Origin of the sequence: Methylobacterium sp. WL119, from assembly GCF_008039875.1 — a bacterium.
Taxonomy (GTDB): Bacteria; Pseudomonadota; Alphaproteobacteria; order Rhizobiales; family Beijerinckiaceae; genus Methylobacterium.
In genome coordinates, this window is sequence record NZ_VRUU01000016.1 from 15,338 (window position 1) to 41,430 (window position 26,093).

26 protein-coding genes are annotated in these 26,093 nt (G+C 72.6%); 13 read left to right on the forward strand and 13 right to left on the reverse strand.

What is annotated here, in order from left to right; translation table 11 throughout:
- Positions 1–84 precede the first annotated feature (84 nt).
- Complete coding sequence (locus FV227_RS08970; protein WP_147727327.1) at positions 85–576, forward strand: 3-hydroxyacyl-ACP dehydratase FabZ family protein; 492 nt, start codon at positions 85–87, stop codon at positions 574–576.
- Positions 573–1,700, forward strand: a complete 1,128-nt coding sequence (locus tag FV227_RS08975; protein ID WP_147858761.1) for a beta-ketoacyl-ACP synthase — start codon at positions 573–575, stop codon at positions 1,698–1,700. The genes FV227_RS08970 and FV227_RS08975 overlap by 4 nt, the downstream gene beginning before the upstream one ends.
- A gap of 237 nt (positions 1,701–1,937) precedes the next feature.
- Here FV227_RS08975 and FV227_RS08980 read toward each other — a convergent pair whose 3' ends face one another.
- Together FV227_RS08980 and FV227_RS08985 are read right to left on the reverse strand one after the other, a co-directional pair.
- Positions 1,938–3,158: an ABC transporter substrate-binding protein gene (locus FV227_RS08980; protein ID WP_147728415.1), complete on the reverse strand. Its 1,221-nt coding sequence runs from the start codon at positions 3,156–3,158 to the stop codon at positions 1,938–1,940.
- A gap of 111 nt (positions 3,159–3,269) precedes the next feature.
- Positions 3,270–4,202, reverse strand: coding sequence for an alpha/beta hydrolase (locus FV227_RS08985; protein WP_147728414.1), 933 nt, complete (start codon positions 4,200–4,202; stop codon positions 3,270–3,272).
- A 175-nt stretch (positions 4,203–4,377) separates the two neighbouring features.
- Between FV227_RS08985 and FV227_RS08990 the strand changes: the two genes are divergently transcribed.
- From FV227_RS08990 to FV227_RS09000, 3 genes are all read left to right on the forward strand, one after another.
- Positions 4,378–6,483 (forward strand): EAL domain-containing protein, encoded by a 2,106-nt coding sequence (locus FV227_RS08990; protein ID WP_147728413.1) that lies wholly within the window; start codon positions 4,378–4,380, stop codon positions 6,481–6,483.
- A 107-nt stretch (positions 6,484–6,590) separates the two neighbouring features.
- Positions 6,591–7,031: a TadE/TadG family type IV pilus assembly protein gene (locus tag FV227_RS08995; protein ID WP_147728412.1), complete on the forward strand. Its 441-nt coding sequence runs from the start codon at positions 6,591–6,593 to the stop codon at positions 7,029–7,031.
- On the forward strand, positions 7,028–8,674 hold the full coding sequence (locus FV227_RS09000; RefSeq protein ID WP_246686380.1) for a TadG family pilus assembly protein: 1,647 nt from the start codon (positions 7,028–7,030) through the stop codon (positions 8,672–8,674). The genes FV227_RS08995 and FV227_RS09000 overlap by 4 nt, the downstream gene beginning before the upstream one ends.
- A gap of 117 nt (positions 8,675–8,791) precedes the next feature.
- Here the strand turns inward: FV227_RS09000 and FV227_RS09005 are convergent, their stop codons facing one another.
- Positions 8,792–9,394 (reverse strand): PAS domain-containing protein, encoded by a 603-nt coding sequence (locus FV227_RS09005; protein ID WP_147729382.1) that lies wholly within the window; start codon positions 9,392–9,394, stop codon positions 8,792–8,794.
- 594 nt (positions 9,395–9,988) lie between these two features.
- On the opposite strand from FV227_RS09005, the gene FV227_RS09010 reads away from it, so the two are divergent.
- The gene (locus FV227_RS09010) at positions 9,989–10,213 is read left to right on the forward strand and encodes a hypothetical protein (protein ID WP_147729383.1); all 225 of its coding nucleotides are present in this window, start codon (positions 9,989–9,991) and stop codon (positions 10,211–10,213) included.
- Here FV227_RS09010 and ureG read toward each other — a convergent pair.
- Genes ureG through FV227_RS09040 form a run of 6 tightly spaced genes read right to left on the reverse strand, consistent with a single transcriptional unit; the run spans position 10,210 to position 14,933 of the window.
- Positions 10,210–10,839 (reverse strand): urease accessory protein UreG, encoded by a 630-nt coding sequence (ureG, locus tag FV227_RS09015; protein WP_147729384.1) that lies wholly within the window; start codon positions 10,837–10,839, stop codon positions 10,210–10,212. The genes FV227_RS09010 and ureG overlap by 4 nt on opposite strands.
- A gap of 22 nt (positions 10,840–10,861) precedes the next feature.
- A complete protein-coding gene (locus FV227_RS09020; RefSeq protein ID WP_147729385.1) occupies positions 10,862–11,536 on the reverse strand; it encodes an urease accessory UreF family protein in 675 nt (224 codons plus the stop codon).
- Positions 11,529–12,062, reverse strand: a complete 534-nt coding sequence (locus tag FV227_RS09025) for an urease accessory protein UreE (RefSeq protein WP_147858762.1) — start codon at positions 12,060–12,062, stop codon at positions 11,529–11,531. The genes FV227_RS09020 and FV227_RS09025 overlap by 8 nt, the downstream gene beginning before the upstream one ends.
- Positions 12,063–12,066: 4 nt before the next feature.
- Positions 12,067–12,552 (reverse strand): DUF29 domain-containing protein, encoded by a 486-nt coding sequence (locus tag FV227_RS09030; protein ID WP_147843752.1) that lies wholly within the window; start codon positions 12,550–12,552, stop codon positions 12,067–12,069.
- Between the two features lie 31 nt (positions 12,553–12,583).
- Positions 12,584–14,311, reverse strand: coding sequence for an urease subunit alpha (gene ureC / locus FV227_RS09035; RefSeq protein WP_147729309.1), 1,728 nt, complete (start codon positions 14,309–14,311; stop codon positions 12,584–12,586).
- A 1-nt stretch (position 14,312) separates the two neighbouring features.
- Entirely contained in the window at positions 14,313–14,933 is a 621-nt protein-coding gene (locus FV227_RS09040; protein WP_147729308.1) for an urease subunit gamma, read from the reverse strand.
- Between the two features lie 188 nt (positions 14,934–15,121).
- On the opposite strand from FV227_RS09040, the gene FV227_RS09045 reads away from it, so the two are divergent.
- The 4 genes from FV227_RS09045 to FV227_RS09060 are packed head-to-tail and all read left to right on the forward strand — an operon-like array spanning position 15,122 to position 18,517.
- Positions 15,122–16,273, forward strand: a complete 1,152-nt coding sequence (locus FV227_RS09045) for an acyl-CoA dehydrogenase family protein (RefSeq protein ID WP_147858763.1) — start codon at positions 15,122–15,124, stop codon at positions 16,271–16,273.
- Between the two features lie 56 nt (positions 16,274–16,329).
- The gene (locus tag FV227_RS09050) at positions 16,330–17,064 is read left to right on the forward strand and encodes a PIG-L family deacetylase (protein WP_147729492.1); all 735 of its coding nucleotides are present in this window, start codon (positions 16,330–16,332) and stop codon (positions 17,062–17,064) included.
- Entirely contained in the window at positions 17,061–17,672 is a 612-nt protein-coding gene (locus tag FV227_RS09055) for an SAM-dependent methyltransferase (protein WP_147729493.1), read from the forward strand. Before FV227_RS09050 ends, FV227_RS09055 begins: the two co-directional genes overlap by 4 nt.
- Positions 17,669–18,517: a galactosyltransferase-related protein gene (locus tag FV227_RS09060; RefSeq protein ID WP_147858764.1), complete on the forward strand. Its 849-nt coding sequence runs from the start codon at positions 17,669–17,671 to the stop codon at positions 18,515–18,517. Before FV227_RS09055 ends, FV227_RS09060 begins: the two co-directional genes overlap by 4 nt.
- Before the next feature lie 8 nt (positions 18,518–18,525).
- Here the strand turns inward: FV227_RS09060 and FV227_RS09065 are convergent, their stop codons facing one another.
- Genes FV227_RS09065 through FV227_RS09075 form a run of 3 tightly spaced genes read right to left on the reverse strand, consistent with a single transcriptional unit; the run spans position 18,526 to position 21,784 of the window.
- Positions 18,526–19,596: a glycosyltransferase gene (locus FV227_RS09065; RefSeq protein WP_147858765.1), complete on the reverse strand. Its 1,071-nt coding sequence runs from the start codon at positions 19,594–19,596 to the stop codon at positions 18,526–18,528.
- Positions 19,593–20,678 carry a glycosyltransferase gene (locus FV227_RS09070; protein ID WP_147858766.1) on the reverse strand — a complete coding sequence of 362 codons (1,086 nt, stop codon included), beginning with the start codon at positions 20,676–20,678 and terminating at the stop codon, positions 19,593–19,595. The genes FV227_RS09065 and FV227_RS09070 overlap by 4 nt, the downstream gene beginning before the upstream one ends.
- Positions 20,679–20,680: 2 nt before the next feature.
- Complete coding sequence (locus tag FV227_RS09075; protein WP_147843158.1) at positions 20,681–21,784, reverse strand: glycosyltransferase family 4 protein; 1,104 nt, start codon at positions 21,782–21,784, stop codon at positions 20,681–20,683.
- Positions 21,785–22,071: 287 nt separating this feature from the next.
- On the opposite strand from FV227_RS09075, the gene FV227_RS09080 reads away from it, so the two are divergent.
- Complete coding sequence (locus FV227_RS09080; protein WP_147728915.1) at positions 22,072–22,785, forward strand: cytochrome b/b6 domain-containing protein; 714 nt, start codon at positions 22,072–22,074, stop codon at positions 22,783–22,785.
- Entirely contained in the window at positions 22,782–23,528 is a 747-nt protein-coding gene (locus FV227_RS09085; protein WP_147858767.1) for a molybdopterin-dependent oxidoreductase, read from the forward strand. The genes FV227_RS09080 and FV227_RS09085 overlap by 4 nt, the downstream gene beginning before the upstream one ends.
- A gap of 10 nt (positions 23,529–23,538) precedes the next feature.
- Here FV227_RS09085 and FV227_RS09090 read toward each other — a convergent pair whose 3' ends face one another.
- On the reverse strand, positions 23,539–24,885 hold the full coding sequence (locus tag FV227_RS09090) for a sorbosone dehydrogenase family protein (protein WP_147728913.1): 1,347 nt from the start codon (positions 24,883–24,885) through the stop codon (positions 23,539–23,541).
- 230 nt (positions 24,886–25,115) lie between these two features.
- Between FV227_RS09090 and FV227_RS09095 the strand changes: the two genes are divergently transcribed.
- The gene (locus FV227_RS09095) at positions 25,116–26,090 is read left to right on the forward strand and encodes a threo-3-hydroxy-L-aspartate ammonia-lyase (protein WP_147858768.1); all 975 of its coding nucleotides are present in this window, start codon (positions 25,116–25,118) and stop codon (positions 26,088–26,090) included.
- Positions 26,091–26,093: the final 3 nt, after the last annotated feature.

A 26,093-nucleotide genomic window follows, 5' to 3' on the forward strand; every position in this document is an offset into this window, starting at 1 on the left:
TCGGCACCGAGACCGGCACCGGCAAGACCCGGGCGGCGACGCCCGGACCGAACGACCCTCCGAAAGCCTGCGGATCGGCAGCCCATGCGCCTCGAATATTTCGAGATGATCGATTCCGTGGTGAGCCTCGACCGCGCCGCCGGCCGGATCGAGGCCCTGGCCCAGGTGCCGATGGAGAGCCCGGTCTTCGAAGGGCACTTCCCCGGCCATCCGCTGGTTCCTGGCGTGCTGCTCACCGAGACGATGGCGCAGGCCTCGGGCTACCTCGTGCTCGCGCACCTGAACTTCGCGCAGATGCCGTTCCTGATGGCGGTGGACAAGGCGCGCTTCCGCTCCTTCGTCGGCCCCGGGGCGACGCTCAGCGTCACCGCGAGCCTGGAGCATGACGGCTCGGGCTACGCCGTGACCAAGGCCGCGATCCGCCACGACGGCAAGCTCCTGGCCGATGCCGAGCTCCGCTTCCGCACCATGCCGTTCCCGGACGGGCTCGACGCGCTGATGCGCGCGCGCACCGCGAAGATCGGCCTGGTGATGGACGGGGATCCGGCGGAGGCCCCGGCAGGAGAACCCGCATGAGCCGCGCCGTCGTCGTCACCGGGATCGGCCTCGTCTCCTGTGCCGGCGAGGGCCTGGCCGCCCATCTCGAAGCGCTCGCGGCCGGCACGCCGCCGCGGACCGACGCGACGACGTTCGCGCCCTATCCCGTCCACCCGGCGCCGGCGCTCGCCTGGGACGGTCAGATCCCGAAGAAGTCCGACCAGCGGCAGATGGAGGCGTGGCAGCGCCTCGGCGTCTACGCCGCCGGGCTCGCCCTCGACTCGGCCGGCGTGAAGGACGACGCCGCCTTCAAGCAGGCGCTCCACCTCGTGGTCGCGGCCGGCGGCGGCGAGCGCGACTACGCGGTCGACGGGGCGATCCTCACCGGCCTGCGCGATGCCGCCGATCCCGGCGCCTATCTCAACGAACGGTTGCAGAACGACCTGCGGCCGACGCTGTTCCTGGCGCAGCTCTCGAACCTGCTCGCCGGCAACATCGCCATCGTCCACGGCGTCAGCGGCGCGTCGCGCACCTTCATGGGCGAGGAGGCGGCCGGCGTCGACGCGCTGCGCATCGGCCAGGCGCGGATCGCCTCCGGCCAGATCGACGCGATGCTGGTCGGCGGGTCCTACAGCGCCGAGCGGCCGGACGTGATGGTCGTCCACGAGATGGGCGGTTTCCTGCGCAAGCCCGACTATGCGGCGGTCTTCGCACGCGAGGACGCACCCGGGTTCATCCTGGGCAGCTGCGCGGCCTTCCTGATGCTCGAGGCCGCCGAGACCGCCGCGGCCCGCGGGGCGCGGGCGCTCGCCCGCCTCGGGCCGGTCGCGAGCGACCGCACCCGGCGCGCGCCCGGCAGCGTCTCGAACAGCCTCGACGCCCTGTGGCGGCAGGCCGGGATCGGGCAGGCGCAAGCGGTCGTCTCCGGCGCCACCGGCGTCGCGGCGATCACCGGCGAGGAGCACGCGTGCCTGTCCGCCCTGGCGCCCGACCGGCCGGTCCATGCGCTGGGCGACCTGATCGGCCACGGCCTCGAGGTGACGGCGCCGTTCGGGGCCGCCCTGGCAGCCGGGCTCGTGGCCGATCGCGGCCTGTCGGAGGTCGCGGTCACCGCCGTGGGCCACCGCCGCGGCGAGGGCGTTCTGCGCCTGATGGCCGTCTGAGCGGCGGCCGTCGCGACAGTCTCCCCGATGCGCCTTCGGCAAGGGTCACTCCCACCCGCCGCCTCATCCTGAGGCGCCTGCCTCGGCGGCCCTCGAAGGGGGCCTCCCGCCGACGCGCGATCCCTCAAGGTCTCCTTCGAGGTCTCCTTCGCGGCGGCTCGCGCCGCACCTCAGGATCAGGGGGGTGGATGGGAGTCGGCCGCCACGGGTCGGCCGCTTCGTCCCTGCTTTCCGGTCCTACTTCGCCGCCGTCGTCAGCGGGCAGCCGCTGGCCTCGGCGGTGGCGAAGGCCTCCGGTCCGGGCACGGTGGCGAGCTTCCTGTAGAGGTCCCACTCGCCCTTGGATTCGGCGGGCTTCTTGACCTCGAACAGGTACATGTCGTGGACCATGCGCCCGTTCGGCAGCACCTTGCCGCCCTTGGCGAAGACGTCGTCGACCGGCATCGTGTGCAGCAGCGTGTTGACCGCCTCGGTCTCGTCGGTCCCGGCGGCCTTCACCGCCTTGAGGTATTGCAGCACCGCCGAATAGGTGCCGACGTGGATCATGTTGGGCATCTTGCCGGTGCGCTTCATGAAGCGCTGCCCGAAGGCGCGGGTCTCGTCGGTGAGGTCCCAGTACCAGCCCTCGGTGAGCGTCAGGCCCTGCGCGACCTTGAGGCCGAGACCCTTCACCTCCGCCAGGGTGAACAGCAGCGCCGCGAGCCGCTGCCCGCCCTCGACGATGCCGAACTCGGCGGCCTGCTTGATGCTGTTGGAGGTGTCGAGGCCGGCATTGGCCAGCCCGATCACCTTGGCGCCGGAGCCCTGCGCCTGGAGCAGGAACGAGGAGAAGTCCTGCGCCGAGAGCGGATGGCGGACGTTGCCCAGCACCTTGCCGCCCTTCGAGGTGACGTAGCGGGCGATCTCGGCTTCCAGCGAGTAGCCGAAGGCGTAGTCGGCGGTCAGCATGAACCAGGTGTCGCCGCCCTGCTGCACCAGGGCGCCGCCGGTGCCGACCGCGAGCGCGTGGGTGTCGTAGGCCCAGTGATAGCCGTAGGGCGTGCAGGCCTTGCCGGTGAGGTCGGCGGTGGCCGCGCCGGTGGTGATGGTGATCTTGCGCTTGTCCTTCGACAGGCCCTGGACCGCGAGCGCCACCGACGAGGTCGTCAGCTCCATGATCGCGTCGACGTTGTCGCGGTCGTACCATTGCCGCGCGATGCCCGACGCGATGTCGGGCTTGTTCTGGTGGTCGGCGGAGACGAGCTCGATCGGCGTCCCGTTCATCGAGCCGCCGAAATCCTCAACCGCCATCCGCGCCGCCTCGATCGAGGAGCGGCCGCCGAACTCGGCGTAGGTGCCGGACTGGTCGTTGAGGATGCCGATCTTCACGACCCCGTCCGAGAAGCCCTGCGCGGCGGCGGGTGCGGCGAGCGCGGCGAGCGCGACCGCCAGCGCGAGACGGACCTGTCCCTTGGTCATGCGTATCCTCCCGGAAGACGTGATCTTGTCGATCGGCCGCCGTTCGGGCGGTCCGGGGCGCATGCTAGGCGAAGGGCGGCCGCGCAACCACGGCGGGCGTAGCCCTCCGTGTTACGCTTTGCGCGGAGCTTCATTCTCGAGGAAGGGGCGGAGCGCCGCGAGGGTCGCGGCCGGGTTCTCCTCGGCCAGGAAGTGGCCGGACTCGATCTCGGCGCCGACCGCGTTCGGCGCCAGCGTCCGCCGCCACGCCGCGAGCGCCGTCTCCGGCTTGTCGCGATCCAGGTAGCGGCTGCTGGCGAGAACGAGGACCGGCATCGCCAAGGTCCGCCCGGCGGCGATGTCGGCCCGGTCGGCTGCGCGGTCGGGGCCGGCGCCCGCGCGGTAATCCTCGCACATCGCATGGATGCGCTCGGGCACGGACCAGGCCTGGGCATAGAGGTCGAGCGCGCGCGGGTCGAACGCCGAGAGGTCCTTGGCCGACGTCCAGCCGGCGATCAGCGTCCGGAAATAGCCGTCGGGATCCCTGCCGATCGCGGTCTCCGGGTTCGGGGCCGGCTCGGCGAGGAACGGCCAGTGCGGGTTGGCGCCCGGCGCGGCCTCGATCCGCTCCCACTGGACCGCCGTCGGCACGACGTCGAGCAGCGCGAGCGTCGAGACGCGGGCGGGCTGGTCCAGGGCGAGGCGGTAGGCCACCCGCGCGCCGCGATCGTGCCCGGCGAGCGCGAAGCGGACATGGCCGATCCGCTCCATCAGCGCGACGATGGCCCCGCCGATCCGGCGCTTGGAGTAGCCGTCGTGGGCCGGATCGCCCTCTGGAGCGGCCGACCAGCCGTAGCCCGGCAGGTCGAGGCAGATCACGCGGTGGTCGCGGGCGAGGTCGGGGGCGATGCGGTGCCAGAGCGCGTGGCTCTGCGGGAAGCCGTGGAGCAGCAGGAGCGGCGGCGCATCCGCCGGGCCGCCGACGCGGGCGAAGGCCTTGCCCCAGGCCGCCTCGGTCCACAGCGCCTCGAACCCGGGAAACAGATCGTCGCCACCGCTCGACATGGGCCTTGCTCCAACCTTCGCCGATCGCGACCCGCGGGTGGCGGCGTCGCGCGCCAGCGTCAAACGCGCTCAGGGGCGTCGGGCTCCGGCGGCGATGCGCCCACGCGCGGCAGGGAATGCGAATAAAATCTTAATCCCTGTCGTGGAGGGTCGCATCACGACTGATGGTGCCCGAATGCCCGTTCAAACCCTGGAAGAGCTCGCGAGGATCGACTCCGACTGGGTCTGGCAGACCGATGCCGCGCAGAACTTCACCTATCTGTCTCCCGAGGTGGAACGCTTCCTCGGCCGAACCGCCGGCGCGCTGACCGGCACGTCGCGGATGACGATCGCCGCGAACGGCGGCGACGGCAGCTTCTGGGAGCCCTACTTCACGGCGCTCGACCGGCGGCAGGCCTTCACCGGCTTCATCTATCCCTACGCCCATCCCGACGGCCACGTGCGCTGGTTCCGCATCAGCGGCGAGCCCGTCGTCGCGCCGGACGGGACCTTCTGCGGCTATCGCGGCACCGGCACTGACATCAGCTCCGAGGGCCAGGCGCGCAGTGCCCTCGCCGACGCGCTCGCGGAGCTGCGCACCTCGCACGCCAGCCTGGTGGAGCAGAACAAGCGCTTCGAGGCGGCGCTGAGCAACATGACCCAGGGCCTGTGCCTGTTCGACGAGGCGGCGCGCCTCGTCGTCTACAACCAGCGCTATTGCGAGATCTTCGGCCTGGCACCGGAGGCCCTGCGGATCGGGATGTCCCAGCGCGAGATCTGCGCGATGCTGGTGGCGGCCGGCTGTTATCGCGGAGGCACCACCGTCGACGTCCTGTGCGAGGGCACGCGCCAGGCCCTGCTCGACCCGGACCCGAAGCCGATCCAGCGCGAGCTCGCCGACGGCCGGATCCTCGCCGTGTGCTATCGGACGATCGAGGACGGCGGCTGGGTCTCGACCTTCGAGGACATCACCGAGCGCCGCCGCAACGAAGCGCGGATCGCGCACATGGCGCGCCACGACGCGCTCACCGACCTGCCCAACCGCACGGCGTTGCGCGAGCACGGCCTCAGCATGCTCGGCAAGCCGCGGCGTGCGGGCGAGACCACGCGGCTCGCGATCCTCTGCCTCGACCTCGACCGGTTCAAGGCGGTCAACGACACGCACGGGCACGGCGCGGGCGACGCGCTCCTGCGCGCGGTGTCCGAACGGCTCTGCGCGCGGGTCCGCACCGGCGACCTGGTGGCGCGCCTCGGCGGGGACGAGTTCGCGGTGCTGCACCGCGTCGCCGACGCGGCCGGCGCGCTGGCCCTGGCCGAGCGGATGATCGAGCTGGTGAGCACGCCCTACGATCTCGACGGCTACACCGTCGAGATCGGCATGAGCGTCGGCATCGCCATCGCCGACGAGGCGGCCGACGACATCGACCGCCTGCTCAAGAACGCCGACACGGCGCTCTACCACGCCAAGGGCAAGGGCCGCGGCACCGCCTGCCTGTTCGAGGCGGCGATGGACGAGACCGCCGAGGTCCGCCGCGCGATCGAGCGCGACCTCGCCGACGCCCTGAAGCACGGGATGTTCGAGGTGCATTACCAGCCGCTGGTCAACCTCGACAGCAACCGGGTCACCGGCCTGGAGGCCCTGGTCCGCTGGCGCCATCCGCAGCGCGGGCTGATCCCGCCGGCCACCTTCATCCCGGTGGCCGAGGAGACCGGGCTGATCGTCGCCCTCGGGGAATGGGTGCTGAACCGGGCCTGCCGCGACGCCGTCGCCTGGCCGGGCGGGATCAGCGTCGCCGTCAACGTCTCGGCCGTGCAGCTGCGCCACCGCACCTTCGCGCAGACGGTGCTGCTCGCCCTGGCCGCGAGCGGGTTGCGGTCCGACCGGCTGGAGCTCGAGATCACCGAGAGCGTCCTGCTCGACGACACCGAGGCCAACCTCGAGACCCTTCATCTGCTGCGCCGGACCGGCATCCGCATCTCGATGGACGATTTCGGGACCGGCTACTCGAGCCTGACCTACCTGCGCCGCTTCCCCTTCGACAAGATCAAGATCGATCGGTCTTTCGTCCAGGATGCCGGGAAGGCGACCGAGGCCGGGGCGATCATCCGCGCCTTGGTGAGCCTCGGCACCAGCCTCGGCATCACCACGCTGGTCGAGGGCATCGAGACCGAGGAACAGCTCGCCGCCGTCCGGGCCGAGGGCTGCCAAGAGATGCAGGGCTTCCTGTTCAGCCGGCCGCGCACGGCCGACGAGATCGCGGCGATGCTGACGGCCGCGCGCGACGAAGCCGCCGCAGCCTGAGACCGGCATATACAACTCCGGATTGTATTTACATCTTTCCTTAAGCCGAAACCCATACGGTAGGTTGCATAGCCGGTTTGCGATGCAAGCTCATGGGATCGCGTGCGATGGGAACGAGGGCGGGACGCGGGGGCGGAAGGCTGGCGGCCTGCCGCGGCGGAAACGCGGCGGTCGAGTTCGCGCTGGTCACGCCGCTCCTGCTGCTGCTGTTCGCCGGCATCTCCGCCTTCGGCATCTATCTCGGCGCCACGCACACCCTGCGCGATATCGCGGCGGAGGCGGCACGCGCCTCGGTCGCCGGCGTCAGCGACGGCGAGCGCGCCTCCCTCGCCCAGGCGGTGGTGCAGCGCAGCCTCGCCGCCAGCGCGATGTTCAAGGCCGGCAGCGTCGGGGTCTCGGTCGGCACCAGCCCGAGCGACGCCACCGTCTACACGGTCACGCTCACCTACGATTCCTCCGGGCTCGGGCTGAAGTCCCTCGGCAAGCTGGTCCCGCTGCCGCCGGACATCTTCACCAGCACGGTCAGCGTGCGCCGGGGCGGGCTGTGAGCCGCCGGGCGCGCGACCTGCGATCGGCCCGGGGCGGCTCGGTCGCGGTTCTGGTGGCGCTCGGGGCCACCGCGCTGATGGGCGCGGCCGCGGTCGGGATCGATCTCGGCATGGTGGTGCAGGCCAAGCGCAAGGCGCAGGGCGCCGTCGACATCGCCGCGATGCTGGCCGCCGCCGGCGGCGGCGGGGCCGACGCGCTCGCCCGCCGCTCGCTGGCCGACAACGGCTACGCCGCCGCCACGGTGACGGTCTCGCCCGGGAGCTACGCCGGCAACGCCAGGATCGCGCCCGCCAGCCGGTTCCAGGCCGGCGCCAGCCCCGCCAACGCCGTCCGCGTCGGGCTGCGGACGGGGGTGCCGGTGCATTTCGCCCAGGTGCTCGGCCTGCCCAGGACCGTGCCGATCCAGGTGACGGGCACGGCCGCGAGCGCGCAGTTCGCCGCCATCTCGATCGGCTCCGGCGTGGCCGCGCTCGATGGCGGCATCGCCAACGCCCTGCTCGGGGCGATGCTGGGGACGAAGCTCTCGCTCTCCGTCCTCGACTACAACGCGCTGCTGTCGATGCATGTCGACGCCTTCCGCTTCCTCGACGCGCTGGCGACCAACCTAAACCTCCAGGCGGCGGACTACACCGACCTCGTCGCCGCCAACGCCAGCGTCGGGCAGCTCACCGCCGCCCTCAAGGTCGCGGCACAGGGCACGTCGGGGGCGGGCGCCGCGGTGACGGCGCTGACGAAGCTGATGGGCGCGCTGCCCAACGCCGGGGCGCTGATCCCCGTGGCGCAGGTCGTCGACCTCGGGGATGCGGCCGCCCTGTCCCCGGCGCGGGGCGCGGCCGGCCCCCTCGTCGGCCTGATGGACGTGATCTCCGACATCGCCGCCAACGCCAACGGCCAGAACCAGATCGCGCTCGACCTCGGCGCGACGGTCCCGGGCCTGCTCAACACGCGGCTGACGCTGGCGATCGGCGAGCGGCGCCAGGATTCCGGCTACGTCCAGCCGGGCACGCCGAACGCGACGGTCCACACCGCGCAGGTGCGGATGCTGCTCGAGACGACGCTGACCGCGCCGCTCGGCCTCGGAACCGTGACCCTGCCGATCTATCTCGAGGCGGCGCAGGCCTCGGCGACCCTGCGCGGGGTCGCCTGCCCCTGGACCGCCTCGACCCGGCGGCAGGCGACGGTGGATGCGCAGCCCGGCCTCGCGACCCTCGCCGTCGCCAACGTCCCGCGCAGCAGCATCGCGGTCGGCGCCGGCACGCCCGACCTGAGCCGGTTCGCGAACCTCATCGCGCTGCCGCTGCTGACGGTGCAGGGAACGGCGCGGACGACCATCGCCAGCCCGGCGCCGCAGACCCTGACCTTCTCCGACGACGAGATCACGCGGCAGGTCACCAAGACCGTGTCCACCACCGGCCTGACGCAATCGCTGACCGGAAGCCTGGTCCAGGGCCTGTCGCTCTCGATCAACGGGTTGATCGTGCCGCCCCTGCTCGGGCCGCTGCTGTCGACCGCGCTGATGGCGGTGACCCCGGCCCTCGACATGGTGCTCGACACGACGCTGCGCATCCTGGGGCTGCGCCTCGGCTACGCCGACGTCACCGTCGACGGCACAATGTGCAACCAGGCCGTGCTGGTACAGTAGCACGCCGCCGCTTCGGCCCGGCGCCTGCCGGACGCCCGGCCCGGCACGATCGATGTGCCGAAGCCCGGCCTCGCCGGCGGCGCGGCGGCACGCGCGCCGCACCGGCCGGTTCGACGATCAGTGCCCGCGCCCCGGCCCGCGCGACAGGGCGGCGATCTGCTGGCCGAGGCTGAGGAGCAGCACGTCGACGAGAAGACGCAACTCCGAGTTGTCGAGCTGATCGATCGTCTCGCGGCAGGCCAAGGCGTGAGCGGCGGCGGTGTCGAGGATCGCCGAGGGGTCCTTCCGCTCGATCTCGGCGAAGGCGCCGAGGTCGAGATCGCCCTCGGTGACGTCGATGATGATCCCGTGGCCGTGCAGCACGGTCCCCGACTCGTTGCGGACGAGCCGGCCGCGATCGAGGATCCGGCGGACGCGGCCGGCGGTCGAGACGGTGCGGTATTCCGCGACGAACAGGCCCCCGCTGCGGCGCAGGCGCTTGAAGTGGCGCGACAGCTTCGGCAAGTCGTCGGGATGGACGCGGGCCTTGGCCCGCTCGAACGGCACGGGCAGCCCGGCGATCGCATGGTCTCCCGCCAGAACGTCGGCGGCCCCGGCATCCAGAATGCAGCGGTCGGGCTGGGCCGACCAGGCCCAGGTTCCGACCACGCCGGAGGCCGACAGGGCCGCCGTCAGGTCGACGGGCCGCGAGCGGGACCGGTCGATCGTTTCTGAGCGCATGGAGGACCTCCACGGTTCGGTTGCAGTTTCGCTTGGGAACCGCCGATATACAACCCAAGATGGAATTAACAACGCGTTAATTCAACACTCGGATCAGGCTCGACACCGCTGCATTCTACCGATTCATGGGGGATGCAGGGCTATCCGATGCTGGGAATGCTGTTCGAGCCCAGTGCAGGCGCGCAGGCCCGGCCGACGAGGCCGAGACGTCGCCCCGTTCGATTCCCGACATCGCTCGGGCGAGGCCCGAGACCGGACGAGGGGGGACGATCAGCCGATCTGGCTGAACAGGGTCACGGCCCCGAAGATCAGAACGGATACGACCACGACGGCGATCAGGATCAGGGCCGCACGCGATTCCTGCAATTCCGGCGACATGCCCGCTCCATCACAGCCGGCGGACACGATGCCTCCGGCCGGCGCTATTCCGGACGAAACCTTGCATCGATCGATCCGGCTGTCGAGATGCGCGCGGTCGCCGGCCGCGGTGCGACAGCGCACAGCTTGGCCGCACGTTCACCCCTACGTTGAAGTCCTGCCGAAGGCCGACCCGTGCTCGCGCGTGAACGGCCGAGCCGGCATGGAGTGATGATCATGACATCGTCCCTGCGCATCGCCGCCCTCGTCCTCGCCGCCCTGCCGATCGCCTCGGCTCACGCCGGCGACACCCGGTTGAAGCCGCTGAGCCCGCGCGACCGCGCCGCCCTCGAGACCGCCCAGAAGTTCTCCGCCCGCATGAGCCGCCTCGATGCGCTGATGGGCGGCGTCCCGCAGAGCCCGGGGACGGCCCGCTCCCGCTCGGCCAACGCCGAGCACTAACGCGACGGCATCCCACCGAGGCCGCCGGCCTCGACGACGAAGCGCGCGACCGCGTCGGCTCCCGCGCCCTCCCGCAGGGATGCGAACACGTAGGGCCGCGGCCCGCGCATGCGCCGGGTGTCCGCCTCCATCACCCCGAGATCGGCGCCGACCAGCGGCGCGAGGTCGGTCTTGTTGACGATGAGCAGGTCCGAGCGGGTGATGCCGGGGCCGCCCTTGCGCGGGATCTTCTCGCCGCCCGCCACGTCGATGACGTAGAGGGTGATGTCGGCGAGCTCCGGCGAGAAGGTCGCCGCGAGGTTGTCGCCGCCCGACTCGATCAGGATCAGGTCGAGCTTCGGGAAGCGCCGGCGCATCTCGGCCACCGCCGCCAGGTTGATCGAGGCGTCCTCGCGGATCGCCGTATGCGGGCAGCCCCCGGTCTCGACCCCCATGATCCGCTCCTCGGGGAGCGCGCCGGCCACCGTGAGGATGCGGGCATCCTCCTTGGTGTAGATGTCGTTGGTGATGGCGCAGATCTCGTAGGTGTCGCGGAAGCGCTTGCAGAGCTGCTCCATCAGCGCGGTCTTGCCCGAGCCGACGGGCCCGCCGATGCCGACGCGCAAGGGTCCATTGTTCGATGCCATGCGGGCAAGCTCCGTCAGAGGATCACGAGCGGAAGATCCGCGAATACTGGGTCTCGTGCCGGAACGAGCCGAGATCGAGGCGAAGCGTCGCCGAGCCGAGGTCGTCGAGGCTGCAGGCCTCGGCCTGCTCGGCGAGCGCGGCGATGCGCGGGCTCAGGCCGGCGATGATCCGCGTGCCCGCGGCCTGCCCGATCGGCGCGGCGCGCAACGCGGCCGAGACGAGACTCTGGACGAAGGCGAGTCCGTAGGCGGCCAGCATCCCCGGCCGGTCCATGCCGTGCGCGCCCGCGGCGGCCCCGACCGCGACCGGGTAGGCGACCGCCCCCGGCAGCGCCCCGGCGACCCCGTCGAGGGGTGGGCACGGCCAAGCCGCCAGGGTCGCGTCGAGGAAGCTGCGGCCCTGCTGGCTCGTCTCGAGGTGAAGCTCGCGCGACGGTGCCAGCGCCAGGGCGAGATCGTTGATCCCGGCGAGGTCCGGCAGAGCCGCCGCCGCCGCGGCGCGGTGGGCGTGGGCCGCCAGGATCAGGTCGTTGCGGCCGGTCCCGTGCTCCATCACGTCGCCGAGCCAGCCGGAGATGCCCGCCTCGTCGGCGACGTCGCCCGCCTCCACCGCCCATTCGAGCCCGTGCGAGTAGGCGTAGGCGCCGACCGGGTAGGTCGGCGACAGCCACGCCATCAGCCGGATGCGCTCAATCATGGGTGTGGTAGCGCCCGTCGCCGTGATGATGGGCGCGGCCGCCCGCGGGCTCGCCAGGGTCGCCGGCATCATGGCCATGCGCCTGGGCGTGGCCGCCGGCATAGGCGCCCCCTTCCGGCCGGAACGGGCGCTCGACCGGCTCGGCGCTGCCGCCGAGGCCCCGCACCATCTCGGCCAGCACATGGTCGAAGGCGATGAACACCGCGTCCGCGGTGATCTCGGCCGGGATGTGCCGGTTGCCGATATGCCAGATCAGCCGCTTCAGGGCGTGGTCCGACCCGGCCCGGACCTCCAGCAGGCGCTCGGGCGCGGCCTCGACCCAGACGAGCCGCCCATCCTCCAGCGCCAGCGCGTCGCCGTCGTCGAGCACCATGGGCTCGGGCAGGTCGAGCAGGAAGGCGAGCCCGCCGACGCCGCGCATCGCCATGCGGCGGCGATGCCGGTCGCCGTGGTCGAGCACAATGCGGTCGACGATCTCGGCTCCGGCGAGAACGTCGGCGCGGATGACGCGGGTGGCGCGGATCATGGGGTCAGGACTGATCCAGCAGGTCGGGCTCCTTGGGCAGGTAGTCGAGGTCGAGCGCCTGAACGACCGTGAACGGCGGCACCTCGGGAAACAGCGTGAAGTCGATGCCGGTCTCCTTCGACGCCAGCAGGCGGCCGGACAGGTAACACGCGTCGAAGACATCCGCCGGGTAGCGCTTGAGGCTGGGGCTGGCGCGCAGAACACGGCCGATCCGGGTCCGCTGCTCGAAGATCGTGGCCGTCCAGCTGTTGTTGCGCAATCCCGGCTGGTACTTCCACTTGAGGAGATGGCCGAGAAGAACGTCCAGGCGGCTTTCGATCTGGTGCTTCTCGCTGCCGCCCACGCTCCTCACCTCGTCGATCAGGTTCCTCAGGTCGAGCTCGTCGAACCGGCGTGCCCGCAGCAGCTCGGCCTGGGCCTGCGTCCAGAGATAGAAGTCCGTCTCATAGGGATCGGCCGCCGGAGGCGGTCTCAGCGCGGCGTTCGACATCGTGGCTCTCCTCGAACGTGCCGATCCTACCTCAAAACAAAAAGTACCGCTGCGCCATCGGCAGAACGTCGGCCGGCTCGCAGACCAGCAGCTCGCCGTCGGCGCGCACGTCGTAGGTCTCGGGGTCGACCTCGATCTCGGGCGTCGCGTCGTTGAGGATCATGCTCTTCTTCGAGATGCCGCCGCGCACGTTCTCCACCGCGACGAGCTGCTTCTGGACACCCAGGCGCTCGCGCAGGCCGTCCGCGATCGCGGCCTTCGAGACGAAGGTCAGCGCGGTCGCGAACGGCGCGCGGCCGTAGGCGCCGAACATCGGGCGATAATGCACCGGCTGCGGCGTCGGGATCGAGGCGTTGGGATCGCCCATCGGCGCCACCGCGATCATCCCGCCCTTGATCACGAGGTCGGGCTTCACCCCGAAGAAGGCCGGCGACCACAGCACGAGGTCGGCGAGCTTGCCCGGCTCGACCGAGCCGATATGGGCCGACACGCCGTGCGCGATCGCCGGGTTGATCGTGTATTTCGCGATGTAGCGCCGCGCCCGCAGGTTGTCGTTGCCCGAGGCGTCGCCGGGGAGGGCGCCGCGCTGGCGCTTCATCTTGTCCGCCGTCTGCCAGGTGCGGATCGCGACCTCGCCGACCCGGCCCATGGCCTGGCTGTCCGACGACATCATCGAGAGCGCGCCGATGTCGTGCAGGATGTCCTCGGCCGCGATCGTCTCCTTGCGGATGCGGCTCTCGGCGAAGGCGAGATCCTCCGGGATCGACGGGTCGAGGTGGTGGCACACCATCAGCATGTCGAGATGCTCGTCGATGGTGTTTTTCGTGTAGGGCCGCGTCGGGTTGGTGGACGAGGGCAGCACGTGCGCGAGCCCCGCCACCTTGATGATGTCGGGCGCGTGCCCGCCGCCGGCGCCCTCGGTGTGGAAGGCGTGGATGGTGCGGCCGGCGAACGCCGCGATCGTGTCCTCGACGAAGCCCGACTCGTTCAGCGTGTCGGTGTGGATCATCACCTGCACGTCGTGCTGGTCGGCGACCGTCAGGCAGGTGTCGATCGCCTTCGGCGTGGTGCCCCAATCCTCGTGCAGCTTGAGCGCGCAGGCGCCGGCCCGCACCATCTCGACGAGAGCGTCGGGGCGCGAGGCGTTGCCCTTGCCGGCAAACGCCAGGTTCATCGGAAAGCTGTCGGCCGCCTCGATCATCCGGGCGATGTGCCAGGGGCCCGGCGTGCAGGTGGTGGCGAAGGTGCCGTGCGCCGGCCCGGTGCCGCCGCCGAGCATGGTGGTGATCCCCGAGCACAGGGCCTCGTCGATCTGCTGCGGGCAGATGAAGTGGATGTGGCTGTCGAAGCCGCCGGCGGTAAGGATCTTGCCCTCCCCGGCGATCACCTCGGTGCCCGGGCCGACGACGATGTCGACGCCCGGCTGGATGTCCGGGTTGCCGGCCTTGCCGAGCCGGACGATCCGCCCCTTCACGATCCCGACGTCGCACTTCACCACGCCCCAATGGTCGAGCACGACCGCGTTGGTGATCACCGTGTCCACCGCGCCGTCGGCGTTGGTGACCTGGCTCTGCCCCATCCCGTCGCGGATCACCTTGCCGCCGCCGAACTTCACCTCCTCGCCGTAGGTGGTGAAGTCGCGCTCGACCTCGATCTCCAGGCAGGTGTCGGCGAGCCGGATGCGGTCGCCGGTCGTGGGCCCGAACATGTCGGCATAGGCGGCGCGGGGGAGGGCGGCGCGGGGGGGCGTGTTGGCCATGCTAGAGCGCCCCCATCACGTCGCCGCGGAAGCCGTACACCGTCCGCCCGCCGGACAGCGGCACCAGGGCCACCTCCCGCGTCGAGCCGGGCTCGAACCGCACCGCCGTGCCCGGCGCGATGTCGAGGCGCCGGCCGCGGGCCTTCTCCCGGTCGAAGCGCAACCCCGGGTTGACCTCGAAGAAATGGTAATGCGAGCCGACCTGGATCGGCCGGTCGCCGACGTTGGCGACCTCAACCACGGTGCGCTCGCAGCCTTCGTTGAACACGATCTCGCCCGGCAGCGTGGTGACGGCGCCCGGCACGTCGGGGGAGGGCGCGCCGCGCACCGGATGGTGCACGGTGACGAGCTTGGTGCCGTCGGGGAAGGTCGCCTCGACCTGGATGTCGTGGATCATCTCGGCGATGCCCGGCATCACCTGGTCCGTGGTGAGCACGTTGGCGCCCGCCTGCATCAGCTCGGCGACCGAGCGCCCGTCGCGGGCGCCCTCGACCACGACGTCGGTGATCAGCGCGATCGCCTCCGGGTGGTTGAGCTTGACGCCGCGGGCGAGGCGGTTCCGCGCGACCTGCGCGGCCATGGCCACGAGGAGCTTGTCTTTTTCGCGAGGCGTCAGCAGCACGAGGAGCCCTCTCGGATTTCGGCTGGTCCGGACTCATTTCGGCCGGTTCGGACCTGGAGCAAGGATCATGCTGGTGCGACGGTCAAGCCTTCCGGGCGACCGGAACGTGCCGCGCCTACCGCTGATTGAACCTTCGCGCGTCCGTACATGGCGCGTTCACGCGCACGCGTCATTCTGCGGATCCGAACATGACGATTCCCCTCCCCATCGCGCTCGTGAACGCGCGCCCCGTCGGCATCGCCGAGCTCGCCGCCTCCGCGGTGGCGCGCGCGCCGGCGCCCGATCGGCACGGCAGCTTCCCCGTCGAGGCGATCGCGGCGCTGCGCGGCGCCGGGCTGCTCGTCGCGCCGCTGCCCGAGGCGTTGGGCGGAGCGGGCTTGTGCACGCCCGGCGGCGCCGACCGCCTGCGCGACGTGCTGCGCGGGATCGGGCGCGGCAACCTCGCGGTCGGGCGGATCTACGAGGGCCACGTCAACGCGCTGGCGCTGGTGCTGCGCTACGGCAGCGATCCGGTGCGCGCGCGCTTCGCGGCCGATGCCCGTGCCGGGCACCTGTTCGGCGTGTGGAACACCGAGCCGGCGGAGCCAGGTGGTCTCGCGCTCGGCACGGAGGCGGATCCGGCGGTGCTGACCGGCGCGAAGTCCTACGCCTCGGGGGCCGGGCACGTCACGCGCCCGCTGGTGACCGCGCGGCTTCCGGACGGGCGCCGCCAGATGCTCGTGGTGCCGCTCGATCCGGAAGCCCGCGCCGAGCTCGCCGACTGGCGCGCCCACGGGATGCGCGCCTCCGCCACCGGCACCGTCGACTTCTCCGGCCTTCGGGTCGAGCCCCTGGACCGCATCGGCGCCCCGGACGACTATTATCGCCAGCCGTTCTTCGCCGCCGGGGCGTGGCGCTTCCTCGCGGTCCAGTGCGGCGGCATCGAAGCGGTGCTGGAGGCGCATCGCGGCCACCTGACCGCGACCGGCCGCGGCGGCGATCCGCACCAGCGCGCCCGCCTCGGGCAGGCGGCCACGGCCGCCGAGACCGCGCGCCTATTCGTGGAGCATGCCGCCCGGCTGGCGACGACGGAGCCCGTCGAGGGCGACCGGGCGGTCGCCTACGTCGCCCTCGCCCGCGGCGCGGTCGAGCGGGCGGGCCTCGACGCGATCGAGCTGGCCCAGCGCTCGGTCGGCCTCTCCGGCTTCCTCGAAGCCCACCCGCTCGAGCGGCTGGTGCGCGACCTCGCGACCTACCTGCGCCAGCCGGCCCCCGACGGCGCCCTCGTCAGCGCGGCGGCCTACGTCGCCGGGGCCGACGCCCCGGTCCACGCGCTCTGGCACGACCCCGAACCGACCTGACAGCCGCATCGACGCACGACCCCGTCGCGCCGAGCCCTGCGAACCGCCGAGACCCGATGCGCGCCGACGCCTTCCTTCCCCTCCTCGACACCCTGCCCGTTGCCGACCTCTCGGCGATGGCGACGCGCGGCCTCGTCGTGGTCGCCCCCCATCCCGACGACGAGAGCCTCGGCTGCGGCGGCCTGATCGCCGAGGCGCGGGCGCGCGGCCTGCCCGTCCGGCTCGTCGTCGTCAGCGACGGTTGCGGCTCGCATCCGAATTCCCGCCTGTACCCGCCCGAGCGGCTGCGCGACTTGCGCGAGGACGAGACCCGCCGGGCGGTCGGCGAGCTCGGGATGGCGCCCGAGCACGTCGCCTTCCTGCGCCTGCCCGACGCGCACGTGCCGAGCACCGGCGCGACGGCGCAGGCCGCGGCCGAGGTAATCGCGGACGCCGTGCGCGAGAGCGGGGCCGATGCGGTCTTCGTCACCTGGCGCCACGACCCGCATTGCGATCACACCGCGGCGGCCGACATCGTCGGGCTCGCCCGCCCGCTGATCCCCGGCATCCGCGCCTACGCCTACCCGGTCTGGGGCTGGACCCTGCCGCCGGAGCGCGAGGTCGGGCCGGCGCCGACCGGATTCCGGCTCGACGTCGAGGCGCACCGCCCCGCCAAGCGCCGGGCGGTCGCGGCGCACGCCTCGCAGACGACGCGGCTGATCGCCGACGATCCGGACGGCTTCCGCCTATCGGAGGCGATGGTCGAGCGCCTGTGCGGCCCCTACGAACGCTTCGTGGAGCTGCCGCGATGAGCCGCCGCGCCGACTCGCTGACGCCGGATTACTTCGCCGGGCTCTACGGCGCCGACCCCGATCCCGATCCGTGGGGCTTCACCACCAGCGCCTACGAGGCCGCCAAGTACGCCGCGACGCTCGAAGCCCTGCCGCGCGAGCGCTACGCCTCGGGCCTCGAGATCGGCTGCTCGATCGGCGTCCTCACCCACCGGCTCGCGCCGCGCTGCGCGGCGCTGCTCGGCATCGACGTGGTCGAGACCGCGCTCGCCGCCGCCCGCGCCCGCAACGCCGCGATGCCGTGGGTGCGTTTCGAGGCCTGCGCGATCCCGGATACGTGGCCGGCGGGCCGGTTCGACCTGATCGTGCTGTCGGAGGTGGCGTACTTCTTCTCGCGCGCGGACGTCGCGCGGATCGCGGCGCGGATCGGGTCGTCGATCCTGCCCGGCGGCCACATCGTGCTGGTGCACTGGCTCGGCGAGACCGACTATCCGCTCTCGGGCGACGCCGCGGCCGAGGCCCTGATCGCGGATGCGCGCTTCGCACGGCCGGTGCATCGGATCCGCGCCGCCGAGTACCGCCTCGACGTGCTGCACGTGGACGGGGTCGCGGCCGAGGTCTCGGCGTGAGCGTCAGCGTCGTCACCCTGAACAAGGGCCGCGGGCACCATCTCGCGCGCCTGCTCGAAGGCCTCGGGCGCGGCGCGCCGCCGGCGGAGGCCGTGATCGTCGAGATGGGCGGCGACGACGGCCCGCTGCCGGATCTCGGCTTCCCGGTGCGGCGCACGCATCTGCGGCGCGACGGCCTGCCCCTCGCCGCGGCCCGCAACGCCGGACGCCGCGCGGCGTCCGGCGACGTCCTGGTCTACCTCGACGTCGATTGCATCCCGTCCGCGACCCTGGTGTCCGGGCTCGCCGCATCCGTCGCCGAGCACGACGGGCTGATCTGCTGCGAGATCCGCTACCTTCCGGGCGCGGCGGTCTCCGACGGCTGGACCGAAGCCGGCCTCGACCGGGTCGGCCACCGCCATCCGGCGCGCCGCTTCCCGGAGGCCGGCGTGATCCCGGCGCCGCAACCGGGCCTGTTCTGGTCGCTCGCCTTCGCGATGCGGGCCGCCACCTACGACCGCATCGGCGGCTTCGACGAGGGCTTCACGGGCTACGGCGCCGAGGACACCGACCTCGCCTTCCGCGCGGCGCAGGCCGGGGTGCCGGTGCTGTTCGCCGGCGGGATGCACGCCTTCCACCAGCACCACCTGTCCTGCGACCCGCCGCTGCAGCACTTCACCGACATCGTCGCCAACGCCCGGCGCTTCCACCGACGCCACGGGATCTGGCCGATGGACGGCTGGCTCGACGCCTTCGCCGGGCTCGGGCTGGTGGCGGCCGACCGCGCCGGCGGCCTCGCCGTGCTGCGTTCCCCGACCGAGGCCGAGATCGCCGCGGCGCAGGTCACCGCCGACCGGCCGTTCTGAGCGCGGGCTCAGCGCGCGTCGAGGCCGGCGGCGATCCGCTCGATCGTCGCGGCCAGCCGCGGCACGGCGTCGGGATCGTGCAGGGCGGACATCGCCGCGGGGTCGAGGGCGAGGCCGGCCGCGACGACGCCGGGCCAGGCGGACGCCTCCGGCCAGGACGGGCGCACCACGGCGGCGCCGAGGCACTCGAGCGCCGCCGCCTTCTCGGTCTGCTCGCCGAAGGCCCGCGGTTCGGGCAGGCAGACGAAGCGGCGTCCCGCAGCCGCCACCGCCGCGACCACGCCGTCGCCGCCGCCCCCAACGACCAGGGCGGCGCGGGCGAGATGCGGGCCGATCTCGGCGACCCATCCGTGCAGGTGCAGGTTCGGGGGCGGATCGGCGACCATGCCCGCGACCGGACCGAGGACGTGCCAGGCGCGATCCGGCACCGCTCGCGCCGCGGCGGCAAGCTCGGCGGCGTCGCCGCCCGCGCCGCCGCGGCCGAACACCACGACGATCGGGCCGTCGGGGTCCGGGGCAGGGCCGGGGCGGGCGGTCGTGCCGATGAAGCCGGCGTAATGGGTCCTGTCGCGCACCCAGGCCGGGACGGACGCGCCGTCGAGGGCGCGCGGGAACGGTGCGATCAGGCGCTCGGCGCTGCGGAAGGCCTCGAGATGGGGCGGATCGGTCCGGGTGCCGGCGAGCCGCACCATCAGCACCGGCACCGACATCAGGCGCGCGAACAGCGCGACCTCGACCGAGACGTCGACCACGATCAGGGCGGGGTCCTCCCGCGCGATCCAGGCCGCGATCGCCGCCATGCGGTCGCGCAGGCCCGCCAGCCCGAGGGGCGCGTAGTGGAAGGCCTCGGGGCGCGTCGCCGCCCCGTCACGGCCGTCGAAAGCGGCCTCGGGCGAACGGGCCTCGGGCAAGCGGTCGTCGGGCAGGTCGAGGACGCTGCCCGGCGCCGCGTCGCGATCGAGGCCGGCCAGCGTGCCGATCAGGGTGCAGGGCCGGTCGAGGTGCCGGGCGATCGCGCAGGCGCGCTGCCAATGGCCGGCGCCCTGATGGTGGACGTAGTAGCCGACCGGCCGCTTCACGCGGCCGCGCTCGGGCGGAGGATCGTGTCGAAGGCGGCGAGGGCTGCGTCGAGTTCCATCTCCGGAGCCGGTCCGTCGGCGGCCTCGCACAGCGGGCCCGCCCGCTCGACGAAGGCGATGTCGTTGACGCAGGCATCCGGGCTGATGGATGCGAGGTCCGCGGCGGTGAGGCCGAACGCCGCGAGGGCGGCAAGGCGCCCGGGTCCGGCCGTGCCGCGGAAGACGCTGCGCAGCGCCGCGCGCCGCGCGATCACGGCTTCCCAGTGGCTCGGTGCGGGCAGGCGGTAGGGGAGGCCGGCGCGGGCGGTGACGGCGCGCCGGACCATCTCGGTGGCCATGCCGCCCTGCGCCCGGCCGGCGGCGCGGTCGGAGACCATCACCGACACCTCGGGACAGTGGCGCAGGCGTCCGCCGGCCTCGCGGACGCGGGCGACGAGGGCGTTGTCCTCGCCGCGCGGCAGCGCCGGCAGGCCGCCGACGCTGCGATACAGCGCGGCGCGCAGCGCGAGGCTCGCGCCGGTATGGTCGCCGTGACGGGGGGCGGGATCGTGCGGCGGCGGATCGAGCGCGTCCTCGATCCGGCGGACGGCGGCCCAGTAACGCTCGATCCGGTCATGCAGGTCGGCGAGCGCCGGATCGGTCTCTTGTTCCGGGTCGATCACGAGACGGCCGCCGACGATCTCGGCGCCCTCCAGCGCCCGGAGGTTGGCAGCGAGCCAGGTCCGCGGCACCCGCGCGTCGGCGTCGGTGGTGAGCAGGATGCCGTCGGGATGCCCGTCGGCGTCGAGCCAGGCGGCGCCGGCATCGAGCGCCATCCGCCGCGCGGTGCCGACATGGGCCTCCGCCGGCTCGAGATGCGCCTCGATCACCCGGATCGCGAGCGCGGGCGCCTCGCCCGCCGCCTCCATCGCGCGCACGGCGGCGACCGTGCCGTCGGTGCAGTTGTTGGCCACGATCAGGACGCGCAGGGGCGTCCCGGCCGAGAGGCCGTCCTGAGCGGCCAGCGAGCGGAGGAGGCGCGGCAGGCAGCGCACCTCGTCGCGGGCGGGCACGCAGACGACCGCTTGTTCGGACGGGCGCATGGTCAGGCCTGCGCGCCGGCGACGCGGCGCAGGCGCGGCACCGGCAGCAGCGAGAGGTCGTGCGCGGCGAGCGCCGCGTCGTAGAGCGCCTCGTAGCCGGCGGTCATCGCGTCGGCGTCGAACAGGTCCTCGGCACGCTGCCGGCAGGCGCGGCGGTCGAGGGCGACGGCGCGGACGATCGCATCCGACAGGCTCGCGACGTCGTCGGGCGCCGCCAGCGCGCCGCAGGTGGCGTCGAGGATGTCGGGGAGCGCGCCGCGGCGGAAGCCGGCGACCGGCGTGCCGCAGGCCAGCGCCTCGGCGACCACCAGCCCGAACGGCTCCTCCCAGCGCGGGGTGACCAGGGCCGCCCGCGCCCCGCCGAGGTGACGCGCGAGCTCGGCATGGCCGAGATGGCCGAGATCGACGAGGTCGTCCCCGAGGCGCGGGGCGATCCACTCCGCCCAGTAGGCGGGATTGGGCCGCGGGCCGGCGAAGTGCAGCGGGAGGCCGGCGGCGCGCGCGGCGTCGATCGCCAGGTGCAGCCCCTTCTCCGGCACGATCCGGCCGGACCAGAACACGTAGGGCACCGGGTCCGGCGCCGGGCGGTAGACGAAGACCGTGAGCTCGACGCCGTTGCCGATGACGACCGGCTCGGCGACGATCTCGCGCCACGCGTCGGCCGTGTGGTTCGAGACGGCGGCGAACGGCATGCCGGCGGGGGCGGCGCGCACGCCCGCCTCAAGCGAGTCGAACGGGGGCGTGTGAAGCGCCGTCACCATCGGCACCGCGAGGTCCCGGCTTCGGCGCAGCGGCAGGTCGTGAAGACTGTTGTTGTGCACGATGTCGAAGTCGCCGGCCCGCACCATCTCCATGATCCGCGCATAGGCTGCGTTCTCGGCGCGATCGATGGACGCATGACGCAGTGGATCGCCGAGCCCGTCACCGGTCGGCGGGCAGACGCAGACCGGCGCAAGTGTCGGATCCGATCCCTCCGAGGCGAACAACGTCACGTCGTGCCCGCGTCGCATCAGGGCGCCGGCGAGGAGATGCGTGTGCATCTCCAGACCGCCCGGATACGGCTGCGCGATGGGGAACTTCAGGTGGGCGATGAGAGCGATCTTCACGGAAGCTCGTTTTCCAGCGACGGAGGCCGTGGTCGCACATCGCATATCCTGTCTGTGTGCAGGATGAACGGATGCAACATTGCTGATTCACCGACCATCCCGGAAGCCGAGGATGACCGCAACGGTTCCCGCGTCAACGCAAGGTGCTGGGGACAGCGGGCTGCCATCGTATACGCCCGGGCGGCACAGGTCTCGCGGCGCCGGGGCCGCGGCGGACTTTCACATTGGATCAATCGAGGGGCCGTGCGATCCTGCGCTATGATGCAGGACCATCCGATCGGCGCACGATGACGGGACGCGAGGACGGCCGGATCCGCCATCCCGCCTGGGTGCGGGCGACGCACTGGATCAACGCCGCCGCGTTCGTCGCGCTCGCGGTCAGCGGCACGGCGATCCTGCTGGCGCTGCCGCGGCTGTTCTGGGGCGAGACGGGCGCGCTCGATGCCCCGGCATGGATCGCCCTGCCGTTGCCGGTGAACCTCGAACAGACCGGCTGGGGCCGCAACATCCACTTCCTCGCCGCCTGGATCTTCGTCCTCAACGGGCTGCTCTATCTCGCCTGGAGCCTCGCGACGCGCCACCTGTCCCGCCGGCTGCTACCGGATGCGGACCAGGTCCGCCCGGCGCACATCGCCGGCACGGTGCGCGAGCACCTGCACCTGCGCGGCCCGGGGCCGACGCAGACCCGCTACAACGTGCTGCAGAAGCTCGCCTACCTGGCGGTCGTCCTGGTGCTGTCGCCGCTGATGCTGCTCACCGGCCTGACGATGTCGCCCGGGGTCACGACGGCGATCCCCGAGCTGTTCGACCTGTTCGGCGGACGGCAGTCGGCCCGGACCCTGCACTTCCTGTGCGCGTCCCTGCTGGTGGCGTTCCTCGCAGTGCATGTCTGGCAGGTCCTGGCCAACGGCCCGGCGGCGCTGATGCGCGGGATGACCATCGGGCGCCGGGCGCCGGCCGCGGAACCCGCGCGGCGGCACGAGCGCGAGGCGAAGCGATGAGCGACATCTCCCGGCGCAAGCTGATCCTCGGCGCCTCGGCCCTCGGCGGCACCGGGCTGCTCGCCAGCTGCGAGAGGATCGGGGAGGGCGGCCCGAGCCGCGGCGGCCTCTACGGGATCAGCGAGCGCCTGAGCTTCACGGTGCAGCGCTTCCTGCTGCGCCATCAGCCGCTGGTGCGCGAGTTCGCCCCGGACGCGATCTCGGCGGTCTTCCCGACGATCAACACCACCGACCCCGACGACGCCGCCTACCGCCGCTCGAAGGAGATCGGCTTCTCGGACTGGCGCCTGCCGGTGCGCGGGCTGGTGGCGAACCCGGCCGAATTCTCGCTCGCCGACTTGAAGGCGATGCCCGCCCGCACCCAGATCACGCTGCATTCCTGCGAGCAGGGCTGGTCGGCGATCGGCGGATGGACCGGGGTTCCGCTGGCCCACGTCCTGGCCGTCGCCGGCCTGAAGCCGGAGGCGCGCTTCATCGTGATCCGCACCGTCGACGGCTGGTGGGACACCTACGACCTGTTCGACGCGCTCCACCCGCAGACGATCCTCGCCTACGGCATGAACGGCGGCGCGCTGCCGATCGCGCACGGCGCGCCGGTGCGGCTCCGGGTCGAGCGGCAGCTCGGCTACAAGTCGCTGAAGTACCTCGCCTCGATCGAGGCCGTCGATCGCGTGGACGGCCTCGGCCAGGGCCGCGGCAGCATGGTCTCCGAACTCGGCTTCAGCTGGTACGCGGGGATCTGAGGCGTCCGCCTCACTGCGAGGCGGCCGCCCCCGTCACCCGCCAGACCGCGTTGCCGACGTCGTCCGAGACGAGCAGCGCCCCGGTCTTGTCGAAGGCCACGTCCACGGGGCGCCCCTGCGCCTTCTCGTCGGCGTCGAGGAAGCCGGCCAGCACGTCCACCGGCGTGCCCGCGGGCCGGCCGTCGGCGAACGGCACGTAGATCACCTTGTAGCCGCTCTTCGGACGACGGTTCCACGAGCCGTGCTGGGCGACGAACAGGCCGCTGGTCCAGGCCGGGGGCAGGTTCGCGCCCCGCGAGAACGCGATGCCGAGCGAGGCCGTGTGGGGACCGAGGGCGTAGTCCGGCACGATCGCCTTGGCGACGAGGTCCGGGCGCTGCGGGGTGACGCGCTCGTCGACGTGCGGGCCGTAATAGCTGTAGGGCCAGCCGTAGAACCCGCCCTCCTTCACCGCGGTGACGTAGTCCGGCACGAGGTCGCTGCCGATCTCGTCGCGCTCGTTGACCGCGGCCCAGAGCGCGCCGGTCTCGGGCTCGATGCCCAACCCGTTCGGGTTGCGCAGGCCGGTGGCATATTCGCGGAAGGCCTTGGTCGCGATCGTGTATTCCCAGATCGCGGCGCGGCCCTTCTCGGCCTCGAGCCCGTTCTCGGCCACGTTGCTGTTCGAGCCGACGGTGATGAACAGCTTGGCGCCGTCGGGGCTCGCGACCACGTTCTTGGTCCAGTGATGGTTGATCCCGGCCGGCAGGTCGACGATCTTCTCGGGCGTCGCGCCGTTCTCGGTCCCGCCGGCCTCGTAGGGCACCCGCACCAGCGCGTCGGCGTTGGCGACGTAGAGGTCGCTGCCGACCAGCGCCATGCCGAACGGCGAGGTCAGGCCCTTCAGATAGACCGTCTTCACCTCGGCGACGCCGTCCCCGTCGCCGTCGCGGAGCAGCACGATCCGGTCCGGGCTCTTCACGCCGGCGCCGGCCCGATCCATGATCTTGCCCGCGATCCAGGCCTTCACGCCGGGAAACGTGCCGTCGGAGGGCGGGGTGTTGCTCTCGGCGACGAGCACGTCGCCGTTCGGCAGGGTGTAGAGCCAGCGCGGATGGTCGAGCCCCTCGGCGAAGGCTGCGACCGAGAGGCCGGCGGCCGGCGCGGGCTTGGCGCCCTTCGCCCAGCCGGTGGCGGGCGCGATGTTGACGGTGGGCAGCGGCGTCGCGTTCGGGGCGGGCAGCGTCGGGCTCGCCCCCTGGCCGTCGGCGAGCGGGAGCGACGCGCTCTCGGGATAGACCGCGAAGCGCACGAAGGCCGCGCCGCCGAGGAGGACCACGGCCAGCGCCGCGAGCCCGAGTTTTGCCAATGTCCGCATGTCGTTCCGTGAGTCCGTCGTTCGTCCGGCGGCCTGCCCCGCCGATCGGACGGGACCGGCCCTGCCGGATGATGATCTTGTCCGAGGATAAGAACCGAGCGGGCAATTGGCTCCGTTCGCACGCCGAGGGTGCCGGCGGCGCCCGGGGACGCGTATAGGACGGTGCGTGGGCCCCTCGCCGAAGGGTCGCGCTCCGGGCGCGAGCGGCGCGGGCGCCGAGCGAGCCCTCGATGACCGATGCGCCCCCAGGCCAGCCGACCTTCGCCGACGTGGCGCGCGCCGCCGAGCGCATCGCCGGCGTGGCCCACCGCACCCCGGTGCTCACGTCGCGCACCGCCGACGAACGCGCCGGGGCGAGCCTGTTCTTCAAGGCGGAGAACCTGCAGCGCGCCGGCGCCTTCAAGTTCCGCGGCGCCTACAACGCGATCGCGGCGCTCGCCGGCGACGCGCGGGCGCGCGGCGTCATCGCCTACTCCTCGGGCAACCACGCCCAGGCGATCGCCCTCGCGAGCCGGCTGCTGAACGTGCCGGCCACCATCGTGATGCCGCAGGACGCGCCGGCGATGAAGGTCGCGGCGACGCAAGGCTACGGCGCCGAGGTGGTGCGCTACGACCGCTACACCCAGGACCGCGTCGCCCTCGGCCGCGAACTCGCGGAGGCGCGCGGCCTCACCCTGATCCCGCCCTACGACCATCCGGACGTGATCGCCGGCCAGGGAACGCTCGCCCTCGAGCTGATCGCCGAGACCGGGCCGCTCGACATGCTCGTCGTTTGCCTCGGCGGCGGCGGCATGCTGTCGGGCTGCGCCCTCGTCGCCGCCGAGCGCTCGCCCGGCTGCGCCGTGATCGGCGTCGAGCCGGAGGCCGGCAACGACGGGCAACGCTCGCTCCGTGAGGGGCGGATCGTCACGATCCCGGTGCCGCGCACCATCGCCGACGGCGCGCAGACGACGTTCCTCGGATCGCTGACCTTCCCGATCATCCAGGAGCGGGTCGCCGACATCGTGACGGTGACGGACGCCGAGCTCGTCGCCACGATGCGCTTCTTCGCCGAGCGGATGAAGCTCGTGGTCGAGCCGACCGGCTGCCTCGCGGCGGCGGCGGTGATGCACAGCCGCCTCGACGTGCGGGGCAGGCGCGTCGGCGTGGTGATCAGCGGCGGCAACATCGACCTCGCATCGTTCGCCCGGCACGTCGCGGGCTGAGGA

What these genes read in the sequence shown, in the direction of transcription:
- FV227_RS08985 (WP_147728414.1), bottom strand. Translation starts at nt 4,202, where the DNA reads ATGTCGAGCGGTGGCGACGATCTGTTTCCCGGGTTCGAGGCGCTGTGG.
- FV227_RS09090 (WP_147728913.1), bottom strand. Translation starts at nt 24,885, where the DNA reads ATGCGGACATTGGCAAAACTCGGGCTCGCGGCGCTGGCCGTGGTCCTC.
- FV227_RS09055 (WP_147729493.1), top strand. Translation starts at nt 17,061, where the DNA reads ATGAGCCGCCGCGCCGACTCGCTGACGCCGGATTACTTCGCCGGGCTC.
- FV227_RS09045 (WP_147858763.1), top strand. Translation starts at nt 15,122, where the DNA reads ATGACGATTCCCCTCCCCATCGCGCTCGTGAACGCGCGCCCCGTCGGC.
- FV227_RS09005 (WP_147729382.1), bottom strand. Translation starts at nt 9,394, where the DNA reads ATGCGCTCAGAAACGATCGACCGGTCCCGCTCGCGGCCCGTCGACCTG.
- FV227_RS09070 (WP_147858766.1), bottom strand. Translation starts at nt 20,678, where the DNA reads ATGCGCCCGTCCGAACAAGCGGTCGTCTGCGTGCCCGCCCGCGACGAG.
- FV227_RS09030 (WP_147843752.1), bottom strand. Translation starts at nt 12,552, where the DNA reads ATGTCGAACGCCGCGCTGAGACCGCCTCCGGCGGCCGATCCCTATGAG.
- FV227_RS09050 (WP_147729492.1), top strand. Translation starts at nt 16,330, where the DNA reads ATGCGCGCCGACGCCTTCCTTCCCCTCCTCGACACCCTGCCCGTTGCC.
- FV227_RS08975 (WP_147858761.1), top strand. Translation starts at nt 573, where the DNA reads ATGAGCCGCGCCGTCGTCGTCACCGGGATCGGCCTCGTCTCCTGTGCC.
- FV227_RS09020 (WP_147729385.1), bottom strand. Translation starts at nt 11,536, where the DNA reads ATGATTGAGCGCATCCGGCTGATGGCGTGGCTGTCGCCGACCTACCCG.
- FV227_RS09025 (WP_147858762.1), bottom strand. Translation starts at nt 12,062, where the DNA reads ATGATCCGCGCCACCCGCGTCATCCGCGCCGACGTTCTCGCCGGAGCC.
- FV227_RS09080 (WP_147728915.1), top strand. Translation starts at nt 22,072, where the DNA reads ATGACGGGACGCGAGGACGGCCGGATCCGCCATCCCGCCTGGGTGCGG.
- FV227_RS08990 (WP_147728413.1), top strand. Translation starts at nt 4,378, where the DNA reads ATGCCCGTTCAAACCCTGGAAGAGCTCGCGAGGATCGACTCCGACTGG.
- ureC (WP_147729309.1), bottom strand. Translation starts at nt 14,311, where the DNA reads ATGGCCAACACGCCCCCCCGCGCCGCCCTCCCCCGCGCCGCCTATGCC.
- FV227_RS09085 (WP_147858767.1), top strand. Translation starts at nt 22,782, where the DNA reads ATGAGCGACATCTCCCGGCGCAAGCTGATCCTCGGCGCCTCGGCCCTC.
- FV227_RS09095 (WP_147858768.1), top strand. Translation starts at nt 25,116, where the DNA reads ATGACCGATGCGCCCCCAGGCCAGCCGACCTTCGCCGACGTGGCGCGC.
- ureG (WP_147729384.1), bottom strand. Translation starts at nt 10,839, where the DNA reads ATGGCATCGAACAATGGACCCTTGCGCGTCGGCATCGGCGGGCCCGTC.
- FV227_RS08970 (WP_147727327.1), top strand. Translation starts at nt 85, where the DNA reads ATGCGCCTCGAATATTTCGAGATGATCGATTCCGTGGTGAGCCTCGAC.
- FV227_RS09010 (WP_147729383.1), top strand. Translation starts at nt 9,989, where the DNA reads ATGACATCGTCCCTGCGCATCGCCGCCCTCGTCCTCGCCGCCCTGCCG.
- FV227_RS08980 (WP_147728415.1), bottom strand. Translation starts at nt 3,158, where the DNA reads ATGACCAAGGGACAGGTCCGTCTCGCGCTGGCGGTCGCGCTCGCCGCG.
- FV227_RS08995 (WP_147728412.1), top strand. Translation starts at nt 6,591, where the DNA reads ATGGGAACGAGGGCGGGACGCGGGGGCGGAAGGCTGGCGGCCTGCCGC.